Source organism: Pedobacter africanus (genome assembly GCF_900176535.1).
GTDB lineage: Bacteria > Bacteroidota > Bacteroidia > Sphingobacteriales > Sphingobacteriaceae > Pedobacter > Pedobacter africanus.
In genome coordinates this window covers 39,159-60,291 of the sequence record NZ_FWXT01000004.1, presented here as the reverse complement: position 1 = coordinate 60,291, position 21,133 = coordinate 39,159, and the positions used below count along the sequence as shown (strand labels likewise).

Annotated in this window: 22 protein-coding genes; 8 read left to right on the top strand and 14 right to left on the bottom strand. The window is 41.7% G+C overall.

Features of this window, described 5'->3' with window-relative positions; genetic code table 11:
- Position 1: 1 nt before the first annotated feature.
- The 4 genes from B9A91_RS20110 to B9A91_RS20095 all read right to left on the bottom strand — a co-directional run bounded on the left by B9A91_RS20110 (position 2) and on the right by B9A91_RS20095 (position 3,265).
- Positions 2–1,363, bottom strand: a complete 1,362-nt coding sequence (locus B9A91_RS20110; protein ID WP_084240835.1) for an acyl-CoA dehydrogenase family protein — start codon at positions 1,361–1,363, stop codon at positions 2–4.
- 67 nt (positions 1,364–1,430) lie between these two features.
- The gene (gene bshB1, locus B9A91_RS20105; RefSeq protein ID WP_084240834.1) at positions 1,431–2,147 is read right to left on the bottom strand and encodes a bacillithiol biosynthesis deacetylase BshB1; all 717 of its coding nucleotides are present in this window, start codon (positions 2,145–2,147) and stop codon (positions 1,431–1,433) included.
- A gap of 19 nt (positions 2,148–2,166) precedes the next feature.
- Positions 2,167–2,643: a glutathione peroxidase gene (locus B9A91_RS20100; RefSeq protein WP_084240833.1), complete on the bottom strand. Its 477-nt coding sequence runs from the start codon at positions 2,641–2,643 to the stop codon at positions 2,167–2,169.
- Positions 2,644–2,647: 4 nt separating this feature from the next.
- Complete coding sequence (locus B9A91_RS20095) at positions 2,648–3,265, bottom strand: DUF4294 domain-containing protein (RefSeq protein WP_084241216.1); 618 nt, start codon at positions 3,263–3,265, stop codon at positions 2,648–2,650.
- 254 nt (positions 3,266–3,519) lie between these two features.
- Here B9A91_RS20095 and B9A91_RS20090 point away from each other — a divergent pair, with 254 nt between their 5' ends.
- From B9A91_RS20090 to B9A91_RS20075, 4 genes are all read left to right on the top strand, one after another.
- Complete coding sequence (locus B9A91_RS20090) at positions 3,520–5,727, top strand: RelA/SpoT family protein (RefSeq protein ID WP_084240832.1); 2,208 nt, start codon at positions 3,520–3,522, stop codon at positions 5,725–5,727.
- A 63-nt stretch (positions 5,728–5,790) separates the two neighbouring features.
- Positions 5,791–6,285 (top strand): Fur family transcriptional regulator, encoded by a 495-nt coding sequence (locus B9A91_RS20085; RefSeq protein WP_084240831.1) that lies wholly within the window; start codon positions 5,791–5,793, stop codon positions 6,283–6,285.
- 34 nt (positions 6,286–6,319) lie between these two features.
- Positions 6,320–7,597, top strand: coding sequence for an adenylosuccinate synthase (locus tag B9A91_RS20080; protein ID WP_084240830.1), 1,278 nt, complete (start codon positions 6,320–6,322; stop codon positions 7,595–7,597).
- A 68-nt stretch (positions 7,598–7,665) separates the two neighbouring features.
- Positions 7,666–8,919, top strand: a complete 1,254-nt coding sequence (locus tag B9A91_RS20075) for an anthranilate synthase component I family protein (protein WP_084240829.1) — start codon at positions 7,666–7,668, stop codon at positions 8,917–8,919.
- Between the two features lie 32 nt (positions 8,920–8,951).
- Here the strand turns inward: B9A91_RS20075 and B9A91_RS20070 are convergent, their stop codons facing one another.
- From B9A91_RS20070 to B9A91_RS20055, 4 genes are read right to left on the bottom strand one after another with little or no spacing between them, the layout of a single operon-like run.
- Positions 8,952–9,773 (bottom strand): M48 family metallopeptidase, encoded by an 822-nt coding sequence (locus B9A91_RS20070; protein ID WP_084240828.1) that lies wholly within the window; start codon positions 9,771–9,773, stop codon positions 8,952–8,954.
- 11 nt (positions 9,774–9,784) lie between these two features.
- Entirely contained in the window at positions 9,785–10,432 is a 648-nt protein-coding gene (gene plsY, locus B9A91_RS20065) for a glycerol-3-phosphate 1-O-acyltransferase PlsY (protein ID WP_084240827.1), read from the bottom strand.
- Between the two features lie 3 nt (positions 10,433–10,435).
- Positions 10,436–11,278 (bottom strand): carboxylating nicotinate-nucleotide diphosphorylase, encoded by an 843-nt coding sequence (nadC, locus tag B9A91_RS20060; RefSeq protein ID WP_084240826.1) that lies wholly within the window; start codon positions 11,276–11,278, stop codon positions 10,436–10,438.
- Between the two features lie 36 nt (positions 11,279–11,314).
- Positions 11,315–11,710 carry a DUF4783 domain-containing protein gene (locus B9A91_RS20055; RefSeq protein ID WP_235012620.1) on the bottom strand — a complete coding sequence of 132 codons (396 nt, stop codon included), beginning with the start codon at positions 11,708–11,710 and terminating at the stop codon, positions 11,315–11,317.
- 135 nt (positions 11,711–11,845) lie between these two features.
- Here B9A91_RS20055 and gpmI point away from each other — a divergent pair, with 135 nt between their 5' ends.
- Positions 11,846–13,366, top strand: a complete 1,521-nt coding sequence (gpmI, locus tag B9A91_RS20050; protein ID WP_084240824.1) for a 2,3-bisphosphoglycerate-independent phosphoglycerate mutase — start codon at positions 11,846–11,848, stop codon at positions 13,364–13,366.
- Complete coding sequence (locus tag B9A91_RS20045) at positions 13,363–13,893, top strand: hypothetical protein (RefSeq protein ID WP_235012619.1); 531 nt, start codon at positions 13,363–13,365, stop codon at positions 13,891–13,893. The genes gpmI and B9A91_RS20045 overlap by 4 nt, the downstream gene beginning before the upstream one ends.
- Before the next feature lie 2 nt (positions 13,894–13,895).
- Here B9A91_RS20045 and B9A91_RS20040 read toward each other — a convergent pair whose 3' ends face one another.
- Entirely contained in the window at positions 13,896–14,522 is a 627-nt protein-coding gene (locus tag B9A91_RS20040) for a tetratricopeptide repeat protein (RefSeq protein WP_084240822.1), read from the bottom strand.
- A gap of 267 nt (positions 14,523–14,789) precedes the next feature.
- On the opposite strand from B9A91_RS20040, the gene lon reads away from it, so the two are divergent.
- Both lon and B9A91_RS20030 read left to right on the top strand, forming a co-directional pair.
- On the top strand, positions 14,790–17,255 hold the full coding sequence (lon, locus tag B9A91_RS20035) for an endopeptidase La (protein ID WP_084240821.1): 2,466 nt from the start codon (positions 14,790–14,792) through the stop codon (positions 17,253–17,255).
- On the top strand, positions 17,255–18,205 hold the full coding sequence (locus B9A91_RS20030) for a lipid A deacylase LpxR family protein (RefSeq protein WP_084240820.1): 951 nt from the start codon (positions 17,255–17,257) through the stop codon (positions 18,203–18,205). Before lon ends, B9A91_RS20030 begins: the two co-directional genes overlap by 1 nt.
- 6 nt (positions 18,206–18,211) lie before the next feature.
- Here B9A91_RS20030 and arfB read toward each other — a convergent pair whose 3' ends face one another.
- From arfB to B9A91_RS20005, 5 genes are all read right to left on the bottom strand, one after another.
- Positions 18,212–18,622, bottom strand: coding sequence for an alternative ribosome rescue aminoacyl-tRNA hydrolase ArfB (arfB, locus tag B9A91_RS20025; protein WP_084240819.1), 411 nt, complete (start codon positions 18,620–18,622; stop codon positions 18,212–18,214).
- A 38-nt stretch (positions 18,623–18,660) separates the two neighbouring features.
- Positions 18,661–19,422 (bottom strand): SGNH/GDSL hydrolase family protein, encoded by a 762-nt coding sequence (locus B9A91_RS20020; RefSeq protein WP_084240818.1) that lies wholly within the window; start codon positions 19,420–19,422, stop codon positions 18,661–18,663.
- A 26-nt stretch (positions 19,423–19,448) separates the two neighbouring features.
- Positions 19,449–19,661 carry a hypothetical protein gene (locus B9A91_RS20015; RefSeq protein WP_084240817.1) on the bottom strand — a complete coding sequence of 71 codons (213 nt, stop codon included), beginning with the start codon at positions 19,659–19,661 and terminating at the stop codon, positions 19,449–19,451.
- 113 nt (positions 19,662–19,774) lie between these two features.
- The gene (locus tag B9A91_RS20010; protein ID WP_084241215.1) at positions 19,775–20,197 is read right to left on the bottom strand and encodes a VOC family protein; all 423 of its coding nucleotides are present in this window, start codon (positions 20,195–20,197) and stop codon (positions 19,775–19,777) included.
- Positions 20,198–20,283: 86 nt separating this feature from the next.
- Positions 20,284–21,054, bottom strand: a complete 771-nt coding sequence (locus tag B9A91_RS20005) for a helix-turn-helix domain-containing protein (protein ID WP_084240816.1) — start codon at positions 21,052–21,054, stop codon at positions 20,284–20,286.
- Positions 21,055–21,133: the final 79 nt, after the last annotated feature.

The window sequence follows — 21,133 nt, the reverse complement described above, 5'->3', positions numbered from 1 at the left end:
CTTATACAAAGGCAGAAAAACCTGTAATTGCCCGCCCAACAATTAACGTATTGATCTCTTTTGTTCCTTCGTAAGAATAAATGGCTTCAGCATCGGCTACAAACCTGGCTACATCGTAATCCAATAAAATACCGTTCCCGCCCATTACTTCACGGGCCCTGCTTACTACGTCGCGGGTACGCATAGAGCAAAATACTTTGGCGAGTGATGCATGCTCGTCGGTTAACAAACCCTGATCCTGCAGCTGAGAAAGCCGGAAGCATAGGGTCTGCATAGCTGTAAGGTTAGAGAGCATTTCTACCAGATGGTTCTGTATGAGTTGATAAGATGCAATAGGTTTACCAAATTGCCTCCTGGTCCTTGTATAGTTTAAGGCACTTTCGTAGGCACCCCGCGCACAGCCTACTGCCTGCCAGGCAACCCCGGCCCTGGTCATCTTTAACACTTTAGCCGTGTCTTTAAAAGAATTTGCATTTTGCAGACGGTCTTCTTCATCTACCTCGCAATTGGTTAGCGTGATCAATCCGTTCTGCACAATGCGCAGGGCCATTTTATCCTGCATCTTTTCTACTGTAAAGCCCGGGCTGCCTTTTCTGACCAGAAAACCTTTTACCTGATTGTCATCCACATCCCTGGCCCAAATAACGGTGATGTCTGAAAAGGTGGAATTGCCTATCCATTTTTTCTGACCATTCAGTACCCATTTATTTCCTTTGCGTTTTGCTGTGGTAGTTAAACCACCGGCCACGCCTGAACCTACTTCAGGCTCTGTTAAACCAAATGCACCTATTGTTTTCATCTGCTGCATATCAGGCAACCATTGCTGTTTCTGCTCATCTGATCCAAGCAGATAAATAGAGCCCATGGCCAGTCCGCTTTGAACGCCAAAAAAGGTAGACATGGAGGTATCAATCCTGGCCATTTCCATAGCCAGCATACCTTCCATCAAATTTGTTTTACCCGGACAGCCATATCCCTGATAAGTAAGGCCACAGATGTTCAGTTCGGCAATTTTAGGGATCAATTCAAATGGGAATTCCGCTTTAAGCCAGTATTTATTAACCACCGGCTTTACTTCTTTTTCCAGAAAGGCCCTTACTTTTAACTGCAGGGCGCGGTCTTCGTCTTTCAAGGCTTCGTCGCCCAGATGGTAAAAATCTCCTTCAATTGGTGGCAACTCCTTCTTTTTTCCTGGATTTCCCATCATCTTCATGAGCCCCTGCAACTGGGTTTCATCAAGATTAGAAACGGAATCTACAATTCTGGCAAGGTCTACCTTTTTTGAAAGGGCTTCCAGTTTTTTGAAATCCACACTTTTAAAAAGTGTATAGGCATTTTTTAAGGATGAAAAGATATTGGCCATGGCATACTGTTTAAAATAAAACAGCATATCTTCTGTTTTGTTGGCGCAGGATATCCTTTTACCGAAGCTACCTTAGATTAAAAAGGTTATCTATCCCTAATAACTTACGTGAGGTAAAGCCTTCTCCATAGGTAGCTCCAACAGTTTTACCAAATTCACGGGCCCGTCCAATTACACTTTCAAAAAATTCAGGTGAAGAAATATAGGTATCAGGTTCGTCCAGATCCGGATTAAAGAACTGGGTTTTAAATGCCTTAATGGCTGCGATCTTTGTTTCAAAATAAGGGCTAATGTCTACAATGATATCTGGTTTGATGTAGCGATCCTGAATGTACTGTAATATGAGCCTTGGTCGCCATGGCGTCTGAGCGCCCCCATCCAATTCCGTAATTATTTTAACTAAACCCGATAAAAAACAAGCGTCATTTGCCAGGTCGCCCGCCCTCCCATGGTCTGGATGCCTGTCGTGCAAAGCATTGGTCAGCACAATTTCGGGCTGGTACTTACGTATCATTTTAACGACTTCCAGCTGATGAGCTTCATCGTTTGCGAAAAAGCCATCCCGGAATTTCATGTTTTCGCGGACGTGCAGCCCCATGATCTTTGCGGAATCTGCTGCTTCTAGGTCACGGATCCCGGCAGTACCCCGGGTGCCCAGCTCCCCTCTCGTAAAATCAACTATTCCAACTTTTTTGCCTAATGCAATGTGCTTCACAATTGTTCCTGAACATCCCAGCTCAGCATCATCGGGATGAACAGCGAGCACCAAAATATCTAACTTCATTCTGTATCTTATTAATCTATTAAAGTAAGCGTTGTATTTTCTTTTTCACTTTGGAGGAAAGTGGTTTTGTAAAGGGGAAAAAATAATCGACCACCTCACCCTCCTTATTGATCAGGTATTTATGAAAATTCCAGCGCGGTGTGGATGTTTGTGTTAAAAATTTAAACAAGGGGTGTGCTTGTTCGCCCCGGACCATGATTTTTTCAAAAACCGGGAATTGTACGCCGTAGTTGGCTTCGCAGAAATTATTGATGGCTATTCCTTCCAGTGGTTCCTGCCGGCCAAAATCATTGGAAGGAAAGCCCAGTATCTCAAAATCTTCTGTACCCAGTTGTTCCCTAAGTTCCTGCAGTTCCTTTAGCTGTGGGGCAAAACCACAGGCCGAAGCAATATTGACAATTAGCAACACTTTATTTTGATATGCAGAAAGGTTTCTTTCAGTACCATTGATGAGTTTCACCTTAAACTGGTGCACGCTTTTGGATGGGTCAGACATAATTTTATTGATAAAAGCCGGAAGAGGTAATAATGGATTCAATATCCCTGTCTTCCTGCGGGCTGTAAGTACTTTTCAGGTTGTGGCCTACCACTCTGGCAACTGACTGGTACAAAAACGCTGTAACACCACCTTTTGTTTCCTTAATGATATCATAAGTGGTCCTGCCCAGTTCCCTATCTATCAATTTGGTTAAAATTTGTCCTTGTGTAATGGTAAGTTCTTTAATTTCCCGGTTAAACATTTCTTTGATTTCTTTATCACATTGTTTAACCAGCTTTTTTTGTTCCTTTTTTTCTGCAGTAACAGCCAGGTCCCTTTCCAGCTGTTCGTACCTTCTTTTGGCATACAAGGCATAAGGCATCACTTTCATCACGTTATACCGTAACCTATTGAATGCAGCACGCTCGGCGGGTGATTTAAAGATGCGGAATCCATAGATTACCACCTCATCGAGGGGTATCCATGGGATCATCTCCCCGTTTTCATTTGTAGAGGCTACCCTTATCGTATCATTTTTTCCCATGACCGGCATCTTAACGGGCACAGAACCGACCTGCCCTTTTGCAGAAGCACCTGAAATAATGACAATTGAAAGAATAAATAGCCTGTAAAAATTCATAAATTTATCCCTCCGCAAAGTTAAGGCTAATTTTATATTTTTGTTCCATTCGTAATCTAATATACCCATTTAACGACAAACAGGTATAATTTTTACGTAAATAATACAAAATGACAATAGCCTTACGGCAATGATTCTGTAACCAGCATGACAAAATTTATTTGGTAAAATTATTGATCTGCATACTTCCAGATCAATATAAAAGAATTATATTAAGAGGACACAAATTACAAAACGAAAATAAGGGGATATCAATGAAGAACGCATTAGTTATTGATTTAGAAGCGGAAAAGCAGGAAATACTAAAAAGATACCGTGCGCTTTTACGTGCTTGTAAGCCAACAATGCAGCGCGGGGATAAAAAAGAGATCAGAAAGGCTTTTGATATGGCATTGGAAAGCCATAAAAACATGCGGAGAAAATCTGGAGAGCCTTATATTTACCATCCTATTGCTGTGGCCCAGATTGCGGCTGAGGAAATCGGATTGGGCACAACCTCTATTGTATGTGCATTGCTCCACGATGTAGTAGAAGATACGGACATTACACTGGAAGACATTGAACGTGAGTTTGGTAAAAAGACCGCCAAAATTATTGACGGGCTGACCAAAATATCGGGGGTCTTTGATTACAACAGCTCGCTGCAGGCAGAGAACTTCAGAAAAATGCTGCTTACCCTGGCAGATGACGTAAGGGTGATTTTAATTAAACTGGCTGACCGGCTGCACAACATGCGGACCATGGATTTTATGCCCAGGCAGAAACAGCTTAAAATTGCTTCTGAAACAATTTACCTATACGCCCCCCTTGCGCATCGTTTAGGTTTATATGCCATAAAATCTGAGCTGGAAGACCTTTCCATGAAATACCTGGAACCGGACACCTATAAATACATTGCCACTCAACTGAACGAGAAAAAGGCGGAACGGACTTTATTTATCAAAAGGTTTGTAGAGCCAATCAATGAGATTCTGGCGGAGCAAGGTTTAACTGCCGACATTTACGGGCGCCCAAAATCTATCCATTCCATTTGGAATAAAATGAAAAGCAAGAACATCCCTTTTGAAGAGGTGTATGACCTTTTCGCCATCAGAATTATTCTTGACAGCCCGCCTGAAAATGAAAAGGCAGACTGCTGGAAAGCTTATTCCATTGTAACCGACCTTTACCGGCCTAATCCCGACCGTTTGCGCGACTGGGTATCTTCTCCTAAAGGAAATGGATACGAATCTTTGCATACCACGGTAATGGGTCCTAAAGGACAATGGGTGGAGGTGCAGATCCGCACGCAGCGGATGAATGAAATTGCAGAAAAAGGTTTTGCTGCGCATTGGAAATATAAAGAATCGAGCAATGACAATGGTCTTGATCAGTGGATCATGAAGGTTAGAGAGATGCTGAACAACCCGGAAGCCAACGCACTGGATTTTCTGGATGATTTCAAGATGAACCTCTTTTCAGACGAGATTTTTATTTTTACGCCGAAAGGGGCTTTACTGCAATTGCCCCTTGGTGCTACAGCGCTCGATTTTGCCTTTGAGATCCATACGGACGTGGGGGCGAAATGTATAGGCGCCAAAGTGAACCATAAACTGGTACCACTATCTTATAAACTGCAGAACGGCGATCAGGTAGAGATCATCACCTCAGGCAAGCAGGCGCCAAAAGAAGACTGGCTGAACATTGTTGTTACCGCCAAAGCAAAATCCAAGATCAAATCTTCCTTAAAAGAAGAAAAGCGGAAAATTGCCGAAATGGGTAAGGAAACCCTGGAGCGTAAACTGAAATCACTTAAGATCACTTACAATACCGACAATTTAAATAAACTCAGCTATTTCTTTAAACTGCCCTCCACACAAGAGCTTTTTATTGCAGTTGCCAAGGGTAAAATTGAATTAAAAGATCTGAAGGATTACCTGGCCAGCGAAAAGGAAATAGAAAATCGAGGTGCTGAGAAGAACGAACACCAGCAGATTGACGCATTGCTGAGCAAGGTAAAAGGACCTGAGTCGGATATTTTACTGATTGGAGAAGACCTGCAAAAGATCGACTATACACTCGCTGCTTGCTGTAACCCGATTCCTGGCGATGATGTTTTTGGCTTTGTGACGGTGAACGAGGGGATAAAGATACACCGTACCAATTGCCCGAATGCTGCACAACTGATGGCCAATTATGGGTACCGGGTAGTTAAGGCGAAATGGAACAGGCAAAAAGAACTGACCTTCCTGACCGGACTGCACATTATAGGCATTGATGATGTCGGATTAATCAATAACATCACCAAGGTAATCTCAAACGATTTTAAGGTAAATATGCGCTCTATAACGGTAGATACAGATAATGGTATTTTTGACGGCTCTATTATGATCTTTGTAAATGACAAGGAACACCTGGACAACCTGATTAAAAATCTGTTAGAAGTCAAAGGCGTAACCGGGGTTACGCGTTTTGACGCCTAAAAATAACAATAAATCATAGCGTTTATATAAAAAATTGATACCTTTGAAAGGAGTTTAAAAACTATGTCGACAAACCACAACAGCGAGTTGGTTAGAAAAATATTCGAAGCCTACCTCGAAAATAAAAGTCTGAGAAAAACACCGGAGCGTTTTGCCATCTTAGAAGAAATTTACTCAAGAGATGACCATTTCGATGTGGAGACCCTTTATATCCACATGAAAAACCAGAAATATCGTGTAAGCAGGGCTACAGTATACAATACTTTAGAACTGCTGGTATCATGCGATCTGGTGACCAAACATCAGTTTGGGAAAAACATGGCACAGTTTGAAAAGTCTTATGGTTACCACCAGCACGATCATGTGATCTGTATTGATTGCGGAAAAGTTGTAGAATTCTGCGATCCACGTATACAACAGATACAAAGCATGGTAGGTGAACTGTTAAAATTCGACATCAAGCACCATTCTTTAAATCTTTATGGCGTTTGCTTTGATTGCTCGGCAAAAGCATCTATGAATAATCAAAATGCCACCGGCATTAAGCATGCAAGTTAACCAATTATAATATTTCCATTTTTAAATTTACATAATGACGCAAGTAGACGTGCTTCTGGGCCTGCAATGGGGCGATGAAGGCAAGGGAAAAATTGTTGATGTTCTAAGTCCGCAATATGATTTGATAGCTCGTTTTCAAGGCGGTCCGAATGCTGGCCATACTTTAGAATTTGATGGCAAAAAATTTGTTTTGAACACCATTCCATCTGGTATCTTTAATGAAAAGACCATGAACCTGATTGGAAACGGGGTGGTTATAGATCCCATTATTTTAAAAAGGGAATTGGACAACCTGAAAAAAGCAGGGCATGATCCTGTTGCCGCAGGTAAACTGGTCATTGCACGTAAGGCACACCTGATCCTGCCAACCCATCAGTTGCTGGATGCAGCAAATGAACAGAAAATGGGTAAAGATAAGATCGGTTCTACACTGAAGGGAATTGGCCCAACTTATATGGATAAAACAGGTCGTAATGGCCTGAGGGTTGGCGATACTACCCTGCCTGACTTTAAAGAGCGTTACAACAAACTGGTTGAAAAACACAAAGAAATACTTTCACATTACGAGTTTGAATATGACCTTACAGAAAAGGAAGCTGCTTTTTTTGAAGCCGTTGATTTCATTAAGGGCATCCCTCATGTAGATAGCGAGCATTTTGTAAACGGCTACCTGAAACAAGGTAAAACTGTATTGGCAGAAGGCGCACAAGGTACTTTGCTGGATGTGGATTTTGGTTCCTATCCATTTGTAACCTCATCAAATACCACTACTGCCGGTGCCTGTACCGGTTTGGGCATTGCCCCAAATAAAGTAGGCAGTGTTTACGGTATCTTCAAAGCTTATTGCACACGTGTAGGCGGCGGCCCTTTTCCTACCGAACTGGATGATGAGGTAGGGGAAACTTTACGCCAGGTGGGCCATGAATTTGGGGCAACTACCGGGCGCGCGCGCCGCTGTGGATGGATTGACCTTCCTGCTTTAAAATATGCGATTATGCTGAACGGTGTAACAGAGCTCATTATGATGAAAGCGGATGTACTGGATGGATTTGATACGATTTATGCGTGTACACATTATGAGCATAACGGTGAAACAATTGACTACATGCCATATGATATCATCTCGGTTAAGCCCAAACCGGTACTGAAAGCAATTGAGGGATGGAAAACCGATGTGACCAAGGTAAGTAAAGTGGAAGAAATCCCTGCCAAACTCAGCGAATATATCGCGTTCCTGGAGAAAGAGCTGGAAGTTCCTGTGAAGTACCTTTCTGTAGGACCAGACCGGGTACAAACCTTAGTTTTGAATTAGTTTATCTAAAATATAGGTAAAAAGGCGGCCATTGGCCGCCTTTTTTATTTTACATTTGCGCAATTAAAATGAGCATTCAGGATTTATATTCTTTTAAGCAAAAAGCATTGGTTTGGGCAGCAGCCTTTGATGTTTGCTGCATACTTGATTCCAATGGTTATGCGGATCCGTATGGAAATTTTGATCTCATTATAGCTGCCGGAGATCAAAAAGTATTGAACGCCCGGTCTGGGCATAAGTTTAATGAACTTAAGGCCTTTTATGAGCAGCAACCTGGCTGGATGTTTGGCCTGCTTGGTTATGACCTTAAAAATGAAATTGAGCTGCTGAACTCAACAGGGTCAGACCAACTCAATTTTCCTGAGTTGTTTTTTTTCATTCCTCAGTACCTGATTTCCATTAAAGGAAACGCAATAACCGTGCTGAAGGGGCCGGCTGATATCCTGGATACCATTAATCATATGGGGCCGATCGCTCCCAAGGCAAACACAGCGATCCAAATTCAAAGTCGTCTGTCAAAAGCATCGTACATCAAAACTGTAGAAGCCTTGCAACAGCATATTGTACGGGGTGACGTTTATGAAATTAATTTTTGCCAGGAGTTTTTTGCAGAACATGCCGCTATAGATCCTGTCTACATTTATCATAGATTAAGTGAGGTATCCCCAACCCCTTTTTCGGGTTTCTTTAAAATCAAAGATCAGTACATTCTTTCTGCGAGTCCGGAAAGGTTTCTTTGTAAAAGAGGAAATAGGCTTATCTCGCAACCTATTAAAGGTACAGCCAGACGAAGTAAGGATGCAAAGGAAGATGCTTTGATCAGGCAGGCCTTGCGGGACAACACCAAAGAGCAAGCTGAAAATGTGATGATTGTAGACCTGGTACGTAATGACCTTACAAAAAGCGCAGTAAAAGGCACTGTACAGGTAGATGAACTTTTTGGTATTTACGGTTTTCCGCAGGTTTACCAGATGATATCGACCATCAGCTGCGAATTGGATCCGGAGGTGCATTTTATAGACGCCATAAAACAAGCATTTCCTATGGGTTCTATGACAGGGGCACCAAAGGTTAAGGCGATGGAGCTGATAGAAACCTATGAATATACCAAACGCGGAGCTTATTCAGGAGCGATAGGTTATATTACCCCCGATAGAAATTTTGATTTTAACGTGGTCATCAGGAGCTTGCTCTATGAAGCAAAAGCAGGGTATTTGTCATTCCAGGTTGGAGGCGCCATTACCTATGCCTCCCAGGCTGCTGCAGAGTATGAAGAATGTCTGCTAAAAGCATCTGCTATGGTGCAGACGCTTATTCCATAAAAAAGGCTGCCATTTCTCTGGCAGCCTGTATGCTAATTCACCCGTCCGGCAGGTTTATAATATTTCTGTGCTTCCGGTAATAATCTTTGTATCTGCGCGATCCTGGTTGCATCACTAGGGTGCGTGCTTAAAAACTCAGGTGGTTTCTGACTGCCTTGTGAGGCAGCCGACATCCTTTGCCAGAAAGCAGTTGCGGTTTGAGGGTTGTACCCGGCCATCGCCATAAAGATCAGACCTAGCCGGTCTGCCTCCAATTCCTGATTACGTCCGTAACTTAGCATCGCCAGCGGAGTACCTACACCATATAAAGTATTAAATACAGATTGGGTTTTTGAATTTTTTGATAGGGCTACATTTCCTGCAACGCCAATTCCCTGGGCAACCATTTGCTGCGACATGCGCTCCGCAGAGTGCCCGGCAATGGCGTGGGCAATTTCATGTCCCATAACAGTGGCCAATCCAGCATCGTCTTTGGTAACAGGCAATAGACCGGTGTAAACTACTATTTTACCGCCAGGCATGCACCAGGCATTCAATTCTTTACTCTGAACTACATTTACTTCCCATTTGTAGTCTTTGATCAGGTCGCCATAATTGTTGCTGTTCATATAGCTTTTTACGGATGCAATCAGGTTGTTACCGATCCGCTTAACCCTTTGCGCATCTGCATTCGAAGCAGAAAGCACTGCGCCTTTATTCTCAGTTAAAAACTCGTTATAGGCCTGAAAAGCCATTGGCAATACCTGAGCATCGCTTACCAAATTCAACCTGCTCCTGCCGGTAAGCGGCACAGTAGAACAGGAGGAAAATGCAAGCCCAACAGTAGTGATGCCTATAATTAATGCTCTTTTCATAAGTTTTTTGTTTAATTCGTTTTCCTTTTAAACAGGTATACTTTGGATTCTTTTCCCTTTAACAGTCTTTCCAGGTTTTTCTGGTGGGTAACCAGTATCAGCACACAAACACACATGCCATAGAGGACTTCAGATTTTATGGATGACTGTAACACGAACACTATACTCAGCGGAAAAGTAAATCCGGCACAAATTGAGCTTAGAGATACGTATTTGCTAATCAGTAAGACTGTAATAAAAACAAGAACACAAAGCATCGCTGCAGGGAAGTTAACTGCTAAAATCATTCCAAAAAGAGTAGCTACCCCTTTTCCGCCCCTAAATCCCGCAAATATCGGGAATAAATGCCCCATAACCGCTGTAACACCGAGTGCCAGTTCATAATTTACGAATTGGGCAGAATGCTGGGGGCCGGTTACAGAAAGACCTATAAAGTAGGCAAGTTTAGTTGCGGTGTAGCCTTTAGCAATATCAATAGTCATTACCGCAATTCCTGCCTTTTTACCCAAAACCCTGAAAGTATTGGTTGCACCTGCATTTCCACTACCGTATTCCCTCACATCGACACCGTAGAACGCCTGCCCCAGCCAAACAGCGGTGGGAATAGAACCAAATAAGTAGGCCAGTAGAACTGCCGAAATAGAATAGATAGAAATCATAACCTAAAAGGCTTTTAAACTCATGTCTAAACTTTTAACAGAATGGGTTAATGCCCCCATCGAGATATAATCTACTCCACAGGCTGCGTAATCGGTTACGTTTTCTTCTGTAATACCACCCGAAGCCTCTGTAATGTATTTTTTGTCTATGATACGAACGGCCTCTGTCAGATCGGGAAAAGTAAAATTATCCAGTAGAATCCTGTTTACCCCCCCGGTATTTAAAACCTCGTTCAATTCAGAAATATTCCGTACTTCTATCTCTATCTGTAATTTCTTGCCTTTATCTGTAAGGTATTGATTGGCCGCTTTAATGGCATTGGAAATGCCACCGGCATAATCGACGTGATTGTCTTTGATCAGGATCATGTCGTATAAACCAATGCGATGGTTGACACCCCCACCTATGCGAACGGCCCATTTTTCAAGGTACCGCAGACCAGGTGTTGTTTTACGTGTATCCAGTAAACGCGTGTTGTACCCTGCCAAAAGCTTAACAATACGATTTGTTTTGGTAGCAATACCGCTCATACGCTGCATGCAGTTTAGCACCAGGCGTTCAGCAAGAAGAATGGATTGGGAATTTCCGGAAACAGTAAGCGCTATATCTCCATATTGAACTTCAGCGCCGTCATTAATGAGTACTTCTGTAACCAGGCTTGCATCAACCTGCTTAAATATCTCGAGCGCCAGTTCAACTCCGGCTAAAATACCTGGTTCTTTGATCAGCAATTTCGCCTTGCCTTGTGCATTTGCAGGAATGGTTGAAAGAGAGGTGTGATCGCCATCACCAAGGTCTTCGGCAATAGCATTTTTTATGAATTGATCTATGATTTGCTTATCCAAAATTAATATTTAAACCCAAAAATAGTATTTTTACTATTATTTATCAGGCTCTATTCTCAATTCAGTAATAAAAAAAGCAGTACCCGATTTTTTCATCGTTATCGAAACGCGGAATTTCCCGCTCTTTGTTTGCAGGGAAAGGATACCAAACCGGAAATTTGGATTGGTATTAATGAGGTGTACAACTGTTGATTTTACCGGCGGATATTTTGTAAAAAAATTTCGTAAAATCTGCTCGGCCTGAGCTTTAGAATATACATCTTCGTCGTCGATGATGATTAATTCTACAGAAGAAGAGAAATTTATGGCAATCTCTTTTGCATTTCCGGACTTAAATTGTGCAGATAAATTGTCTATAATATCGCCTTGAAGCGTATAAGAGTAAGGGATTTCTATAAAAAATAAAAATAAAAAAAGTAAGGGCTTTATCATCTCTATATAGCTAATGTTTTGAACGCACATAAACTATGCCATTAATAGATCATAAAACTCAAATTGATTCAAAAAAAAGAAGCAATAGGCTTATATTTGCTATGTCGGTTGACATTATAAATAAAGCAAACACGAATGAACAATAAAAAGCTTGTACTACTTATTCTTGATGGCTGGGGATACGGAAAAAAAGACAATTCAGATGCGGCATATGCAGCCAATACTCCTTTTTTTGATTCCTTACTACAAAAGTGGCCCAATTCTAAGCTGGAAGCTTCAGGAGAAGCAGTTGGTTTACCTGCCGGCCAAATGGGCAATTCTGAAGTTGGGCACATGAACCTCGGTGCCGGGAGAATTGTATACCAGGAACTAGGAAGGATCAACAAAGCGATCAGCGACAGGACATTATTTCAAAACCCAGTATTGCTTGATGCATTTACTTATGCAAAAAACAACAATAAAGCTGTTCATTTTATAGGCCTGACTTCAGATGGCGGCGTTCATGCCCACATCAATCATTTGAAGGCTTTGTGTGATGCAGCAACTGAGCAGCAGCTTGGTGATGTATTTGTTCATGCCTTTATGGACGGAAGGGATACGGATCCGAATTCTGGACTGAACTTTATTAAAGACCTTGAACATCACCTGCAAAATACTTCGGCTAAAATTGCCAGTCTTATAGGCCGCTACTACGCCATGGATAGGGATAGCCGCTGGGAGAGGGTTAAACTGGCTTATGACCTGCTTACCCAGGGCATTGGACAACCAACAAGCGATCCCGTAACTGCAATTGAACAATCTTACAAGGACGGAGTTACTGATGAGTTTATTAAACCAATTGTAGTTACACAGGCCGATGGTAAGCCTGTTGCCACGATACAACCGGGAGATGTAGTCATTTGCTTTAACTACAGGACAGATCGCGGACGTGAAATTACTGCAGCCCTTACACAAAATGACTACCCTGATTTTGGAATGCATAAACTGCCATTGTATTATGTAACCATGACCACTTATGACGAAAACTTTGAAAATGTAAAAGTGATCTTCACCAAAGACGATCTTACTGAAACACTTGGAGAGGTTTTGGAAAAATACCACAAAAATCAGATCAGGATTGCTGAAACTGAAAAATATCCCCATGTAACCTTTTTCTTTTCGGGTGGCCGTGAACAGGTATTTGAGAATGAAAAAAGGATCATGATACCTTCGCCTAAGGTAGCTACTTATGATTTACAACCGGAAATGAGTGCTGCAGGCATTACCGAAGCAATTTGCAGGGAGTTAGAAACCGGCTGGGCAGATTTTGTCTGTTTAAATTTCGCCAACCCGGATATGGTAGGCCATACAGGTGTTTTTGAAGCGGTGGTTAAAGCAGTTGAGACTGCGGATAGTTGTACTGAAATTGTGGTAAACAAAGGGCTTGAGCATGGGTACTCCTTTATTATCCTTGCCGATCATGGCAATTCGGAATTCATGGTCAATGACGATGGCTCTGTAAATACGGCCCATACTACAAACCTAGTGCCGTGTATCTTGGTAGACCCGGACTACAGCAACATAGCTGATGGTAAACTGGGCGACATTGCCCCTACCATCCTTAGTATTATGGGAATTCCTAAACCGGCTATCATGACCGGTAACAGCCTGGTATGATGAGAAAAATATTGTTTTTCTTTGCTGTACCCTTGTTCTTATACAGCTGCAAACCAGCTAAACAGGAACAAGGGCACAACTTAAATTATTTTGACCTAAAAGGCTACTTTGAAAAAGAAGCCTTAAGGCTCAAGACAAACAACCCCATTATCACCAAAACCGTAATGGTGAACGGTAATAGTGAAACCAGGCAAATGAGACTTGACGACTGGACAAAGGAATTTGCTGTATTTACTGACGTGGATATCAACCGCAGCGCCTGGGCCGGGCTTTTTAGTATACAAAAAAACAATGAACGCGAGTTGTACGCTTCTGCAGAGGAGAAAGTTCCGGTAAAAGAAGTATTGATCCTTAAAAAGGACAATAAACCCTATGGCATTCAGATCTTGGTAAAGAATACAAACATGTTGTATAGTTCATCTGATACATTGTCTTATTACCCGGATAGTCTGTACCGGATTAAGAAAAAACAGCATATCAAACTACTTTCTGAAAAAAACTACAGCATTACAGGAAAATTCAATTGATCTTATTTAAGACTACTGATTTGCGCTTTTACGTAGTCGATCAAAGAAAGGATGTCCTTTCTTTGAGGCTGTAACAATAATACTTTTTGAAAATCAGCTACAGAATTGTTAAAAATCGATATGCAGGCAGTTTTTTCGGCCTTGGTCTTAATTTTATAGGATTTGTAAATCGCGTAATCCTTATAAGCCAAAGCTCTGTTCTGGAGCAATTGAGGATCCTCTTCCCCATTGATCTCAATGGCTTTGGTAAAATCTTTAATTGCCGCCAGATAGAAATTCTCTCTTAAATTATTCAATGACTCCTTAGGATCATTAGCAATGTTCTGACGGGCCTTGCCTCTATAATAGTAAGCAGAATAATCGGAAGGCTTTAAGGTGATCAGGTTACTGTATGTTTTAATTGAGTTTTCAAAATCCCCACATTGGAAATAAGAATATCCAAGCATTTTAAGAACACTGGCATTATTCGGGTTTTTGGCATCGGCTTTTTCGAGCTGGTTTACCGCACCTTTATAATCGCCCTTCATCCAGGCCTGCATGCCCAGCTTATCATAGCCTCCGTTTTGCGCAAAAGTGGTACTTACAGAAAAAACAAATAACAATAAAATCGATTGCCTGAAATAGTTCATTAACTTCTATTTAAAAAATAAATATATTTAAAAGGTTGGATATAGACAACTATCGTACCATTTACAAATATCTAACTAAAACGTCAAATAATTCAAATTATGATATATTAATTAATTATTATTGCCGGGCATGACTTTTTAACATGCAAACACCTTAATTACCACTTTGGCACAGGAGTTGAAAATACCCTTATGCAATACAATTAATATTTTTTAAACGACATGCTGTCAGATTGTCGTTTTTATTTTTTTAGAAAGACTTATTTAATGAGCAAACAAGATCCGTTCGATTTTAGCAACGCATTACCCATCATAAATGAAGACACCGAATTTTTTCCATTGATGTCTCAGCAGGATGAAGATGAAATGAATAATGAGGATACACCAGAAGTTTTACCAATTCTTCCGTTAAGGAATACAGTTCTTTTTCCGGGTGTGGTGATCCCTATAACGGTGGGCCGTGATAAATCTATAAAATTAATAAAGGAAGCATATAAGGGCGACAGGATCATTGGCGTGGTTTCGCAGCGCGATGTATCTATAGAAGACCCTACATTTGAGCAGCTGAACAGCGTGGGTACTGTAGCACAGATCATTAAAATGCTGCAAATGCCCGATGGGAACACTACGGTAATTATCCAGGGTAAACAGCGTTTTCGTTTATTGGAAGAAGTTCAGTCTGAACCGTACATTAAAGTTACCATCAGCAAATTTGCTGAGACCAAACATAAAGCAGACAAAGAATTTAAAGCACTGGTGGCCTCCATAAAGGAAATGTCTACCCAAATCATTCAGCTTTCTCCAAATATACCAAGTGAAGCGGGTATTGCACTCAAAAACATAGAAAGCACATCTTTCCTGATCAACTTCATTTCTTCAAACATGAATGCTGATGTAGCTGATAAGCAAAAGATGCTGGAAATGACCAATCTGCGTGAACGTGCAATGATGGTCATGGAATTGCTTACCCTTGAGCTGCAAATGCTGGAACTAAAAAACCAGATCCAGTCTAAAGTGCGCACAGATCTGGATAAGCAGCAGCGGGATTATTTCTTAAATCAGCAGTTAAAAACCATTCAGGAAGAGCTGGGCGGAAACTCTTCGGACCTGGAATATGAAGCCCTGGAAACCCGTGCCAAAAAGAAAAAATGGGCAGCCCAGGTAGCCACTCATTTTAACAAGGAACTGGAGAAACTTGGCCGCATGAACCCTGCAGCACCAGATTATTCGGTACAGATCAATTACCTGGAACTGTTGCTGGATCTTCCATGGAATGAATTTACCAAGGACAATTTTGACCTGAAACGTGCACAACGTGTTTTAGACAAGGATCATTTTGGGCTGGAAAAAGTTAAGCAACGCATCATAGAATATTTAGCGGTATTAAAGCTGAAGCGTGACATGAAAGCCCCTATCCTTTGCCTTGTAGGCCCTCCTGGAGTAGGTAAAACCTCATTGGGCAAGTCCATTGCCAAAGCATTGAACCGTAAATATGTACGTATGGCATTGGGTGGTATCAGGGATGAAGCCGAAATCCGGGGCCACAGGAAAACCTATATCGGGGCCATGCCGGGCAGGATCATCCAGTCGATCAAAAAAGCGGGCGCCTCAAACCCTGTATTTGTGTTGGATGAGATAGATAAGGTAGGTTCAGATTTCAGGGGCGATCCTTCTTCTGCCTTACTGGAGGTATTGGATCCGGAGCAAAACAGTGCTTTTAATGATCATTATGTAGAAGCAGACTACGATCTGTCGAACATTTTGTTCATCGCAACCGCAAACTCGCTGAGTTCCATTCATCCGGCATTACTGGACCGAATGGAGATCATTGAAGTGAATGGCTATACCATAGAAGAAAAGATAGAAATTGCAAAAAAATACCTGTTGCCAAAGCAAAAAGAACAGCATGGCATAAAAACAAAGGACATTAATTTAAAAAGCGCCTTAATTGAGAAGGTAATTGAAGACTATACCAGGGAATCAGGCGTTCGTGGATTAGAGAAAAAAATAGGATCACTTGTACGCGGTATAGCTACTAAAATTGCAATGGAGGACAGCTATGACCCTACTATGAACCAAGAAGATGTAGAACGCATCTTAGGCGCTCCTTTGTACGATAAAGACCTTTACGAAGGCAATGAAGTAGCTGGTGTGGTAACCGGCCTGGCCTGGACACAGGTAGGTGGCGATATCCTTTTCATAGAGGCCAGTCTGAGCCCCGGCAAAGGAAAACTTACCCTTACGGGTAACCTTGGTGAGGTGATGAAGGAATCGGCCATTATTGCCCTGGCCTATTTACGTGCCCATGCAGATTTATTTGAAATAGATTATGCCTTATTTGACAATTGGGATGTACACGTACACGTTCCTGCGGGTGCAACGCCCAAAGACGGTCCTTCGGCAGGTATCACTATGCTTACTGCATTAACCTCTGCCTTTACGCAGCGTAAAGTTAAATCCAATCTGGCCATGACCGGTGAAATTACATTACGTGGCAAGGTTTTACCGGTTGGGGGCATCAAGGAAAAGATCCTGGCCGCAAAACGAGCCAATATCAAAGACATCATTTTATGCAAGTCCAACCGTAAGGATATTCTGGAGATCAAGGAAAGTTATATCAAAGACCTGAACTTCCATTACGTTACTGAAATGAAAGAGGTTATTGAACTGGCCCTGACCAAAGAAAAAGTAAAGAACCCACAAGATCTTACCCCTAAAAAAACTCAGATCTGATGAAACAGCTATTGACTGTCCTGATCCTTATTTCAGTGTTTAGCACTTTTGCATACACCCAGACTTATAAAAATGAGTTTGGGTTTAAAAGTGATAACGATTCTTACCTGGCGCAAGGTTCTGACCGCTACTATACCAATGGCCTGTTCATTTATTTTCGTCATGCAATAGATCAGGAGAAGCTAAATCCTAAACTCGAGAAAAAGACCTACGAAATTTCCTTAGGTCAGGAAATGTATAACCCTATATCGGGTTATGCACCCGACCCGACCAGGCAGGACCGCCCTTTTGCGGGCTATTTGTATGGCGGCGCTGCATTGAACTGGTTTTATAGCAACGAGCGCATTTTAAAGGTAAGTGCAAAGCTGGGTACCACAGGGCCAAATTCTCTTGCAGAAGATGGGCAGGAGTTGCTGCACGATGTGGTGGGGTTTTATGCGCTTGATGGCTGGCAATACCAGATCAAAAATGCGCTAACCCTGAATTTCTCGGGACAATATACCCGTTTGCTGCACCGTGCGGAAAACAATGCAACTGACTTCAGCTTTGAAGGCTATGCAAACCTGGGCACCATTTTTAACGGGGCCGGGGCCGGCATTCTATTCCGGGCCGGCGGGCTTAACCAATTGTTTAATTCGGCCTATACCAATGCAGTTATTGGGAATAAATCAAAAACAAAAGGCCTCGTAAAACGTGAAGTATTCTTTTACGCCAAGCCCCAGTTGAATGCTGTAGCCTATGATGCAACTATACAGGGAAGTATGTTTAACGACAACGACCCAGTTACATTTGGTGTAAAACCAATTGTGTTTGCCCAGCAATTAGGTGTAAACTACAGTTCACATCGCTTTACTTTTGATTTTGGGATGATTTTTAAGACTAAAGAGGTAAAAAGCAGCGCAAAGGCCCATCAATACGGCGCTATCAGTATGTTTTATCGCTTTAACTAATCTTCGCTAATCAAACTGCGGCTTTTTTCTGGATTCCTTTTTCTGAGCTATAGCTTGTTTATTGGCCAGTCTTTTTCTAATAACTGCCTTTGGTACTTTCGTAGGTTTTCTTTTCTTCTGAACATGCAATGCCGATTTTAACAGGACGATCAGCTTGGCAATGGTTTTCTCTTTATTCAGCAACTGGCTTCGGTCTTCCTGCGATACGACATGCAGGTTTCCCTGCTGGTCCAGGCGTCCGGCAAGCCTTTCCTGAAGGAGTATTTTTTCCTGCTCATCAAAAAAATCGGCAGCTGCAATGTTAAATATCAGCTCCACCTTACTTGAAACCTTATTTACATTTTGCCCACCTTTACCCCCACTACGTGAAGTTTTAAAAGTCACAGCTTTCAGGATATCTTCTTTAACGGGTATCATGCCGTAAAAGTAACAATTTATCTGCAGTCGTATCGTTTCTATTCCATCACATCAAGCCAGGCATCTGCCATTAGCTGTGCGCCTGCAATACTTGGATGTACGCCATCTCCAGTCCAATACTTGCCCGGGGCCTTTTTCTGTGCCTCATCAAAAATTTTCTGAAGAGGAATCCAGACAGCATTAAATTCTTTCGCTATCTCCTCTGCTGCGAGCCGATAATCATTAAACTCAGGGTACCAGGTATCGTCAACTGCACTAACCTTGTTTACGGCAAATGGCTCAGCTATGATCAGCTTTATATCGGGCAGCTTTTCCCTGGTCCTTTCCAGCAACTTCCTCAGATCATCCCTGTAAATTTTTGTTGTACCCGCGTATTTTCCATTGTGTTTATGCCAGTAATCGTTAACACCAATTAACAAACTCAATACATTGGGCTTCAATTCAAAACAATCCTGATCCCATCGCTCAGCGAGTTGAAAAACTTTATTTCCACTAATTCCACGATTGTAAATTTTCAGATTTTTACTTGCATGTTTGTTCAGTATTTGGGAGGCGGCTAAAAAAGCATATCCCCGGCCCAAAGCAGACGTATTATTAAAATCATGATTATCCCTGCTTCTTCCGGCATCCGTAATGGAATCTCCCTGAAATAAAATGATATCATTTTCAGACAAAGTGATCTTCTTTCTTTTTTCGGCAGGAGCCGCTGACAATAACGCCGGATTCATTAGAGATAATAATCCACCAACAGAAATTGTTTTGATGAAACCCCGTCGTTCCTTTTTTATCGAAATACTCATATCAGATTTTTTTATTTTAAAGTTATCTATTTATTTGGTGTTGCGTATACTCTTTTGACTTGGCTAAGCCTTGCATAAATCTCGATCATTGCCGCCTGATCGATCAATGATTTCTTTTTTCCCAGCAGGCCTTTTTCGTCCCGTTCATCTCTCCACACACGCTCGGCATCTTTGATAAAAAAATCTATCCAGTTGTTATCGTGATCAACAGCATACAAGGCCAGGTATCCCCTTAACATTACTGCGTTAAACCAGTGCAAAACTGCATTATGAATAGAAGTATTAATATAGTAATAATCAATATTACTATATTAATAAATCAGGAGTACTTCAGCACCATCCGATTCCGGCCTCAGGCGTCCAATAAGGTTTGAATATCAAACTTTGACATTTTCATAAACGCTTCAATTACCCTCGGCCCTTTTTCCTCATCGGCCATGAGCTCGTGCAGAACTGCAGGTACAATTTGCCAGGAAAAGCCAAATTTATCGTCAAGCCATCCGCATTGGTCGTACCTGCCCCCCGCACCCAGCTTATCCCAATAATGATCAATTTCTTCCTGGTTTTGGCATTCTACAACAAAAGAGTTTGCAGGTGTAGGCTTGTATTTTGCCCCACCATTTAAAGCCATAAATTTACTCCCATTCAATTCAAATAGAACTACAATCGGATTTTCAGCAATGATTTTTGAGTTTTTAAAAATAGAGCAGTAATGCTCAGCAGCAGCTTTGGCTTGTCCGTCAAACCACAAGCAAGGGTACATTTCATTTGTCATTTTTTGTTTTTTTAAATTCATCCTACCAACAAAATTAGACTTACCTGCTAAGCTAAAATAGAATGAACCCGACATTATTCATTTTACTAATGTGCCCCAAAATTCAGGTAGTCTTTCGGCGTAAGGTCTGTGAATTCTTTAAAAGAACGGATATAATGGCTCTGATCGGCGTATCCATTTTGAAATGCTATATCAGATAATTTGTCGTAACCCCGGCTGTTCAACTGCTGAAATGCCGAATTGAACTGACAAATCCGCCTGTACATCCGGGGCGAAATCCCAACGTTCTTTTCAAACATTCTCTGAAATGTTCTTTCTGTAAGGCAAAGTTCATTTTGAACCAGCGTTAACACAGAACTTGAGGGGCTGCCTGCAATCTGGTTTATGGCGTACCTAATGGCGGGGCTACAGCTTTTAGCATTAGCTATCAAACCTGAAATATACTGATCCAGTAAAACCAATCTGCTTTCTGTTGACACGGCATTCAATAACCTTTCCTGAAGTTCCATTGTTTTCAATGGTGCCAATAAATTCAGATCAATTGGCATATCGGTCAATTCATGGGCAATCAGGCCAAAAAGCGTGCACAATGAATAAGGTTTAAAAAAATAGGCAATCAATACAAAACCACCATTAAAAGATAATGCCTCAGGCAGAATGGTTTGTCCAAAGAGGGTAAGATGAGCTGCAGCACTGCCATTTATACTTCCATTGGCTGAAATAAAAAGTAACGTTGGCGTACCATTGGCAAATAATGGCAATGAAAAAGCAGTACCATTTTCAGGATGCTCTATAACCAGCACCCTGTCTACATATGCCGCAAGCTCATCACTTGGTTTAAAGTTGTTCACTTTCATAACAGCCCTATATAAATAGCTAATTTACAAGTTTGATCAAATAATCACGTACTGTTAAATGACAATCAGGCACTTTGCT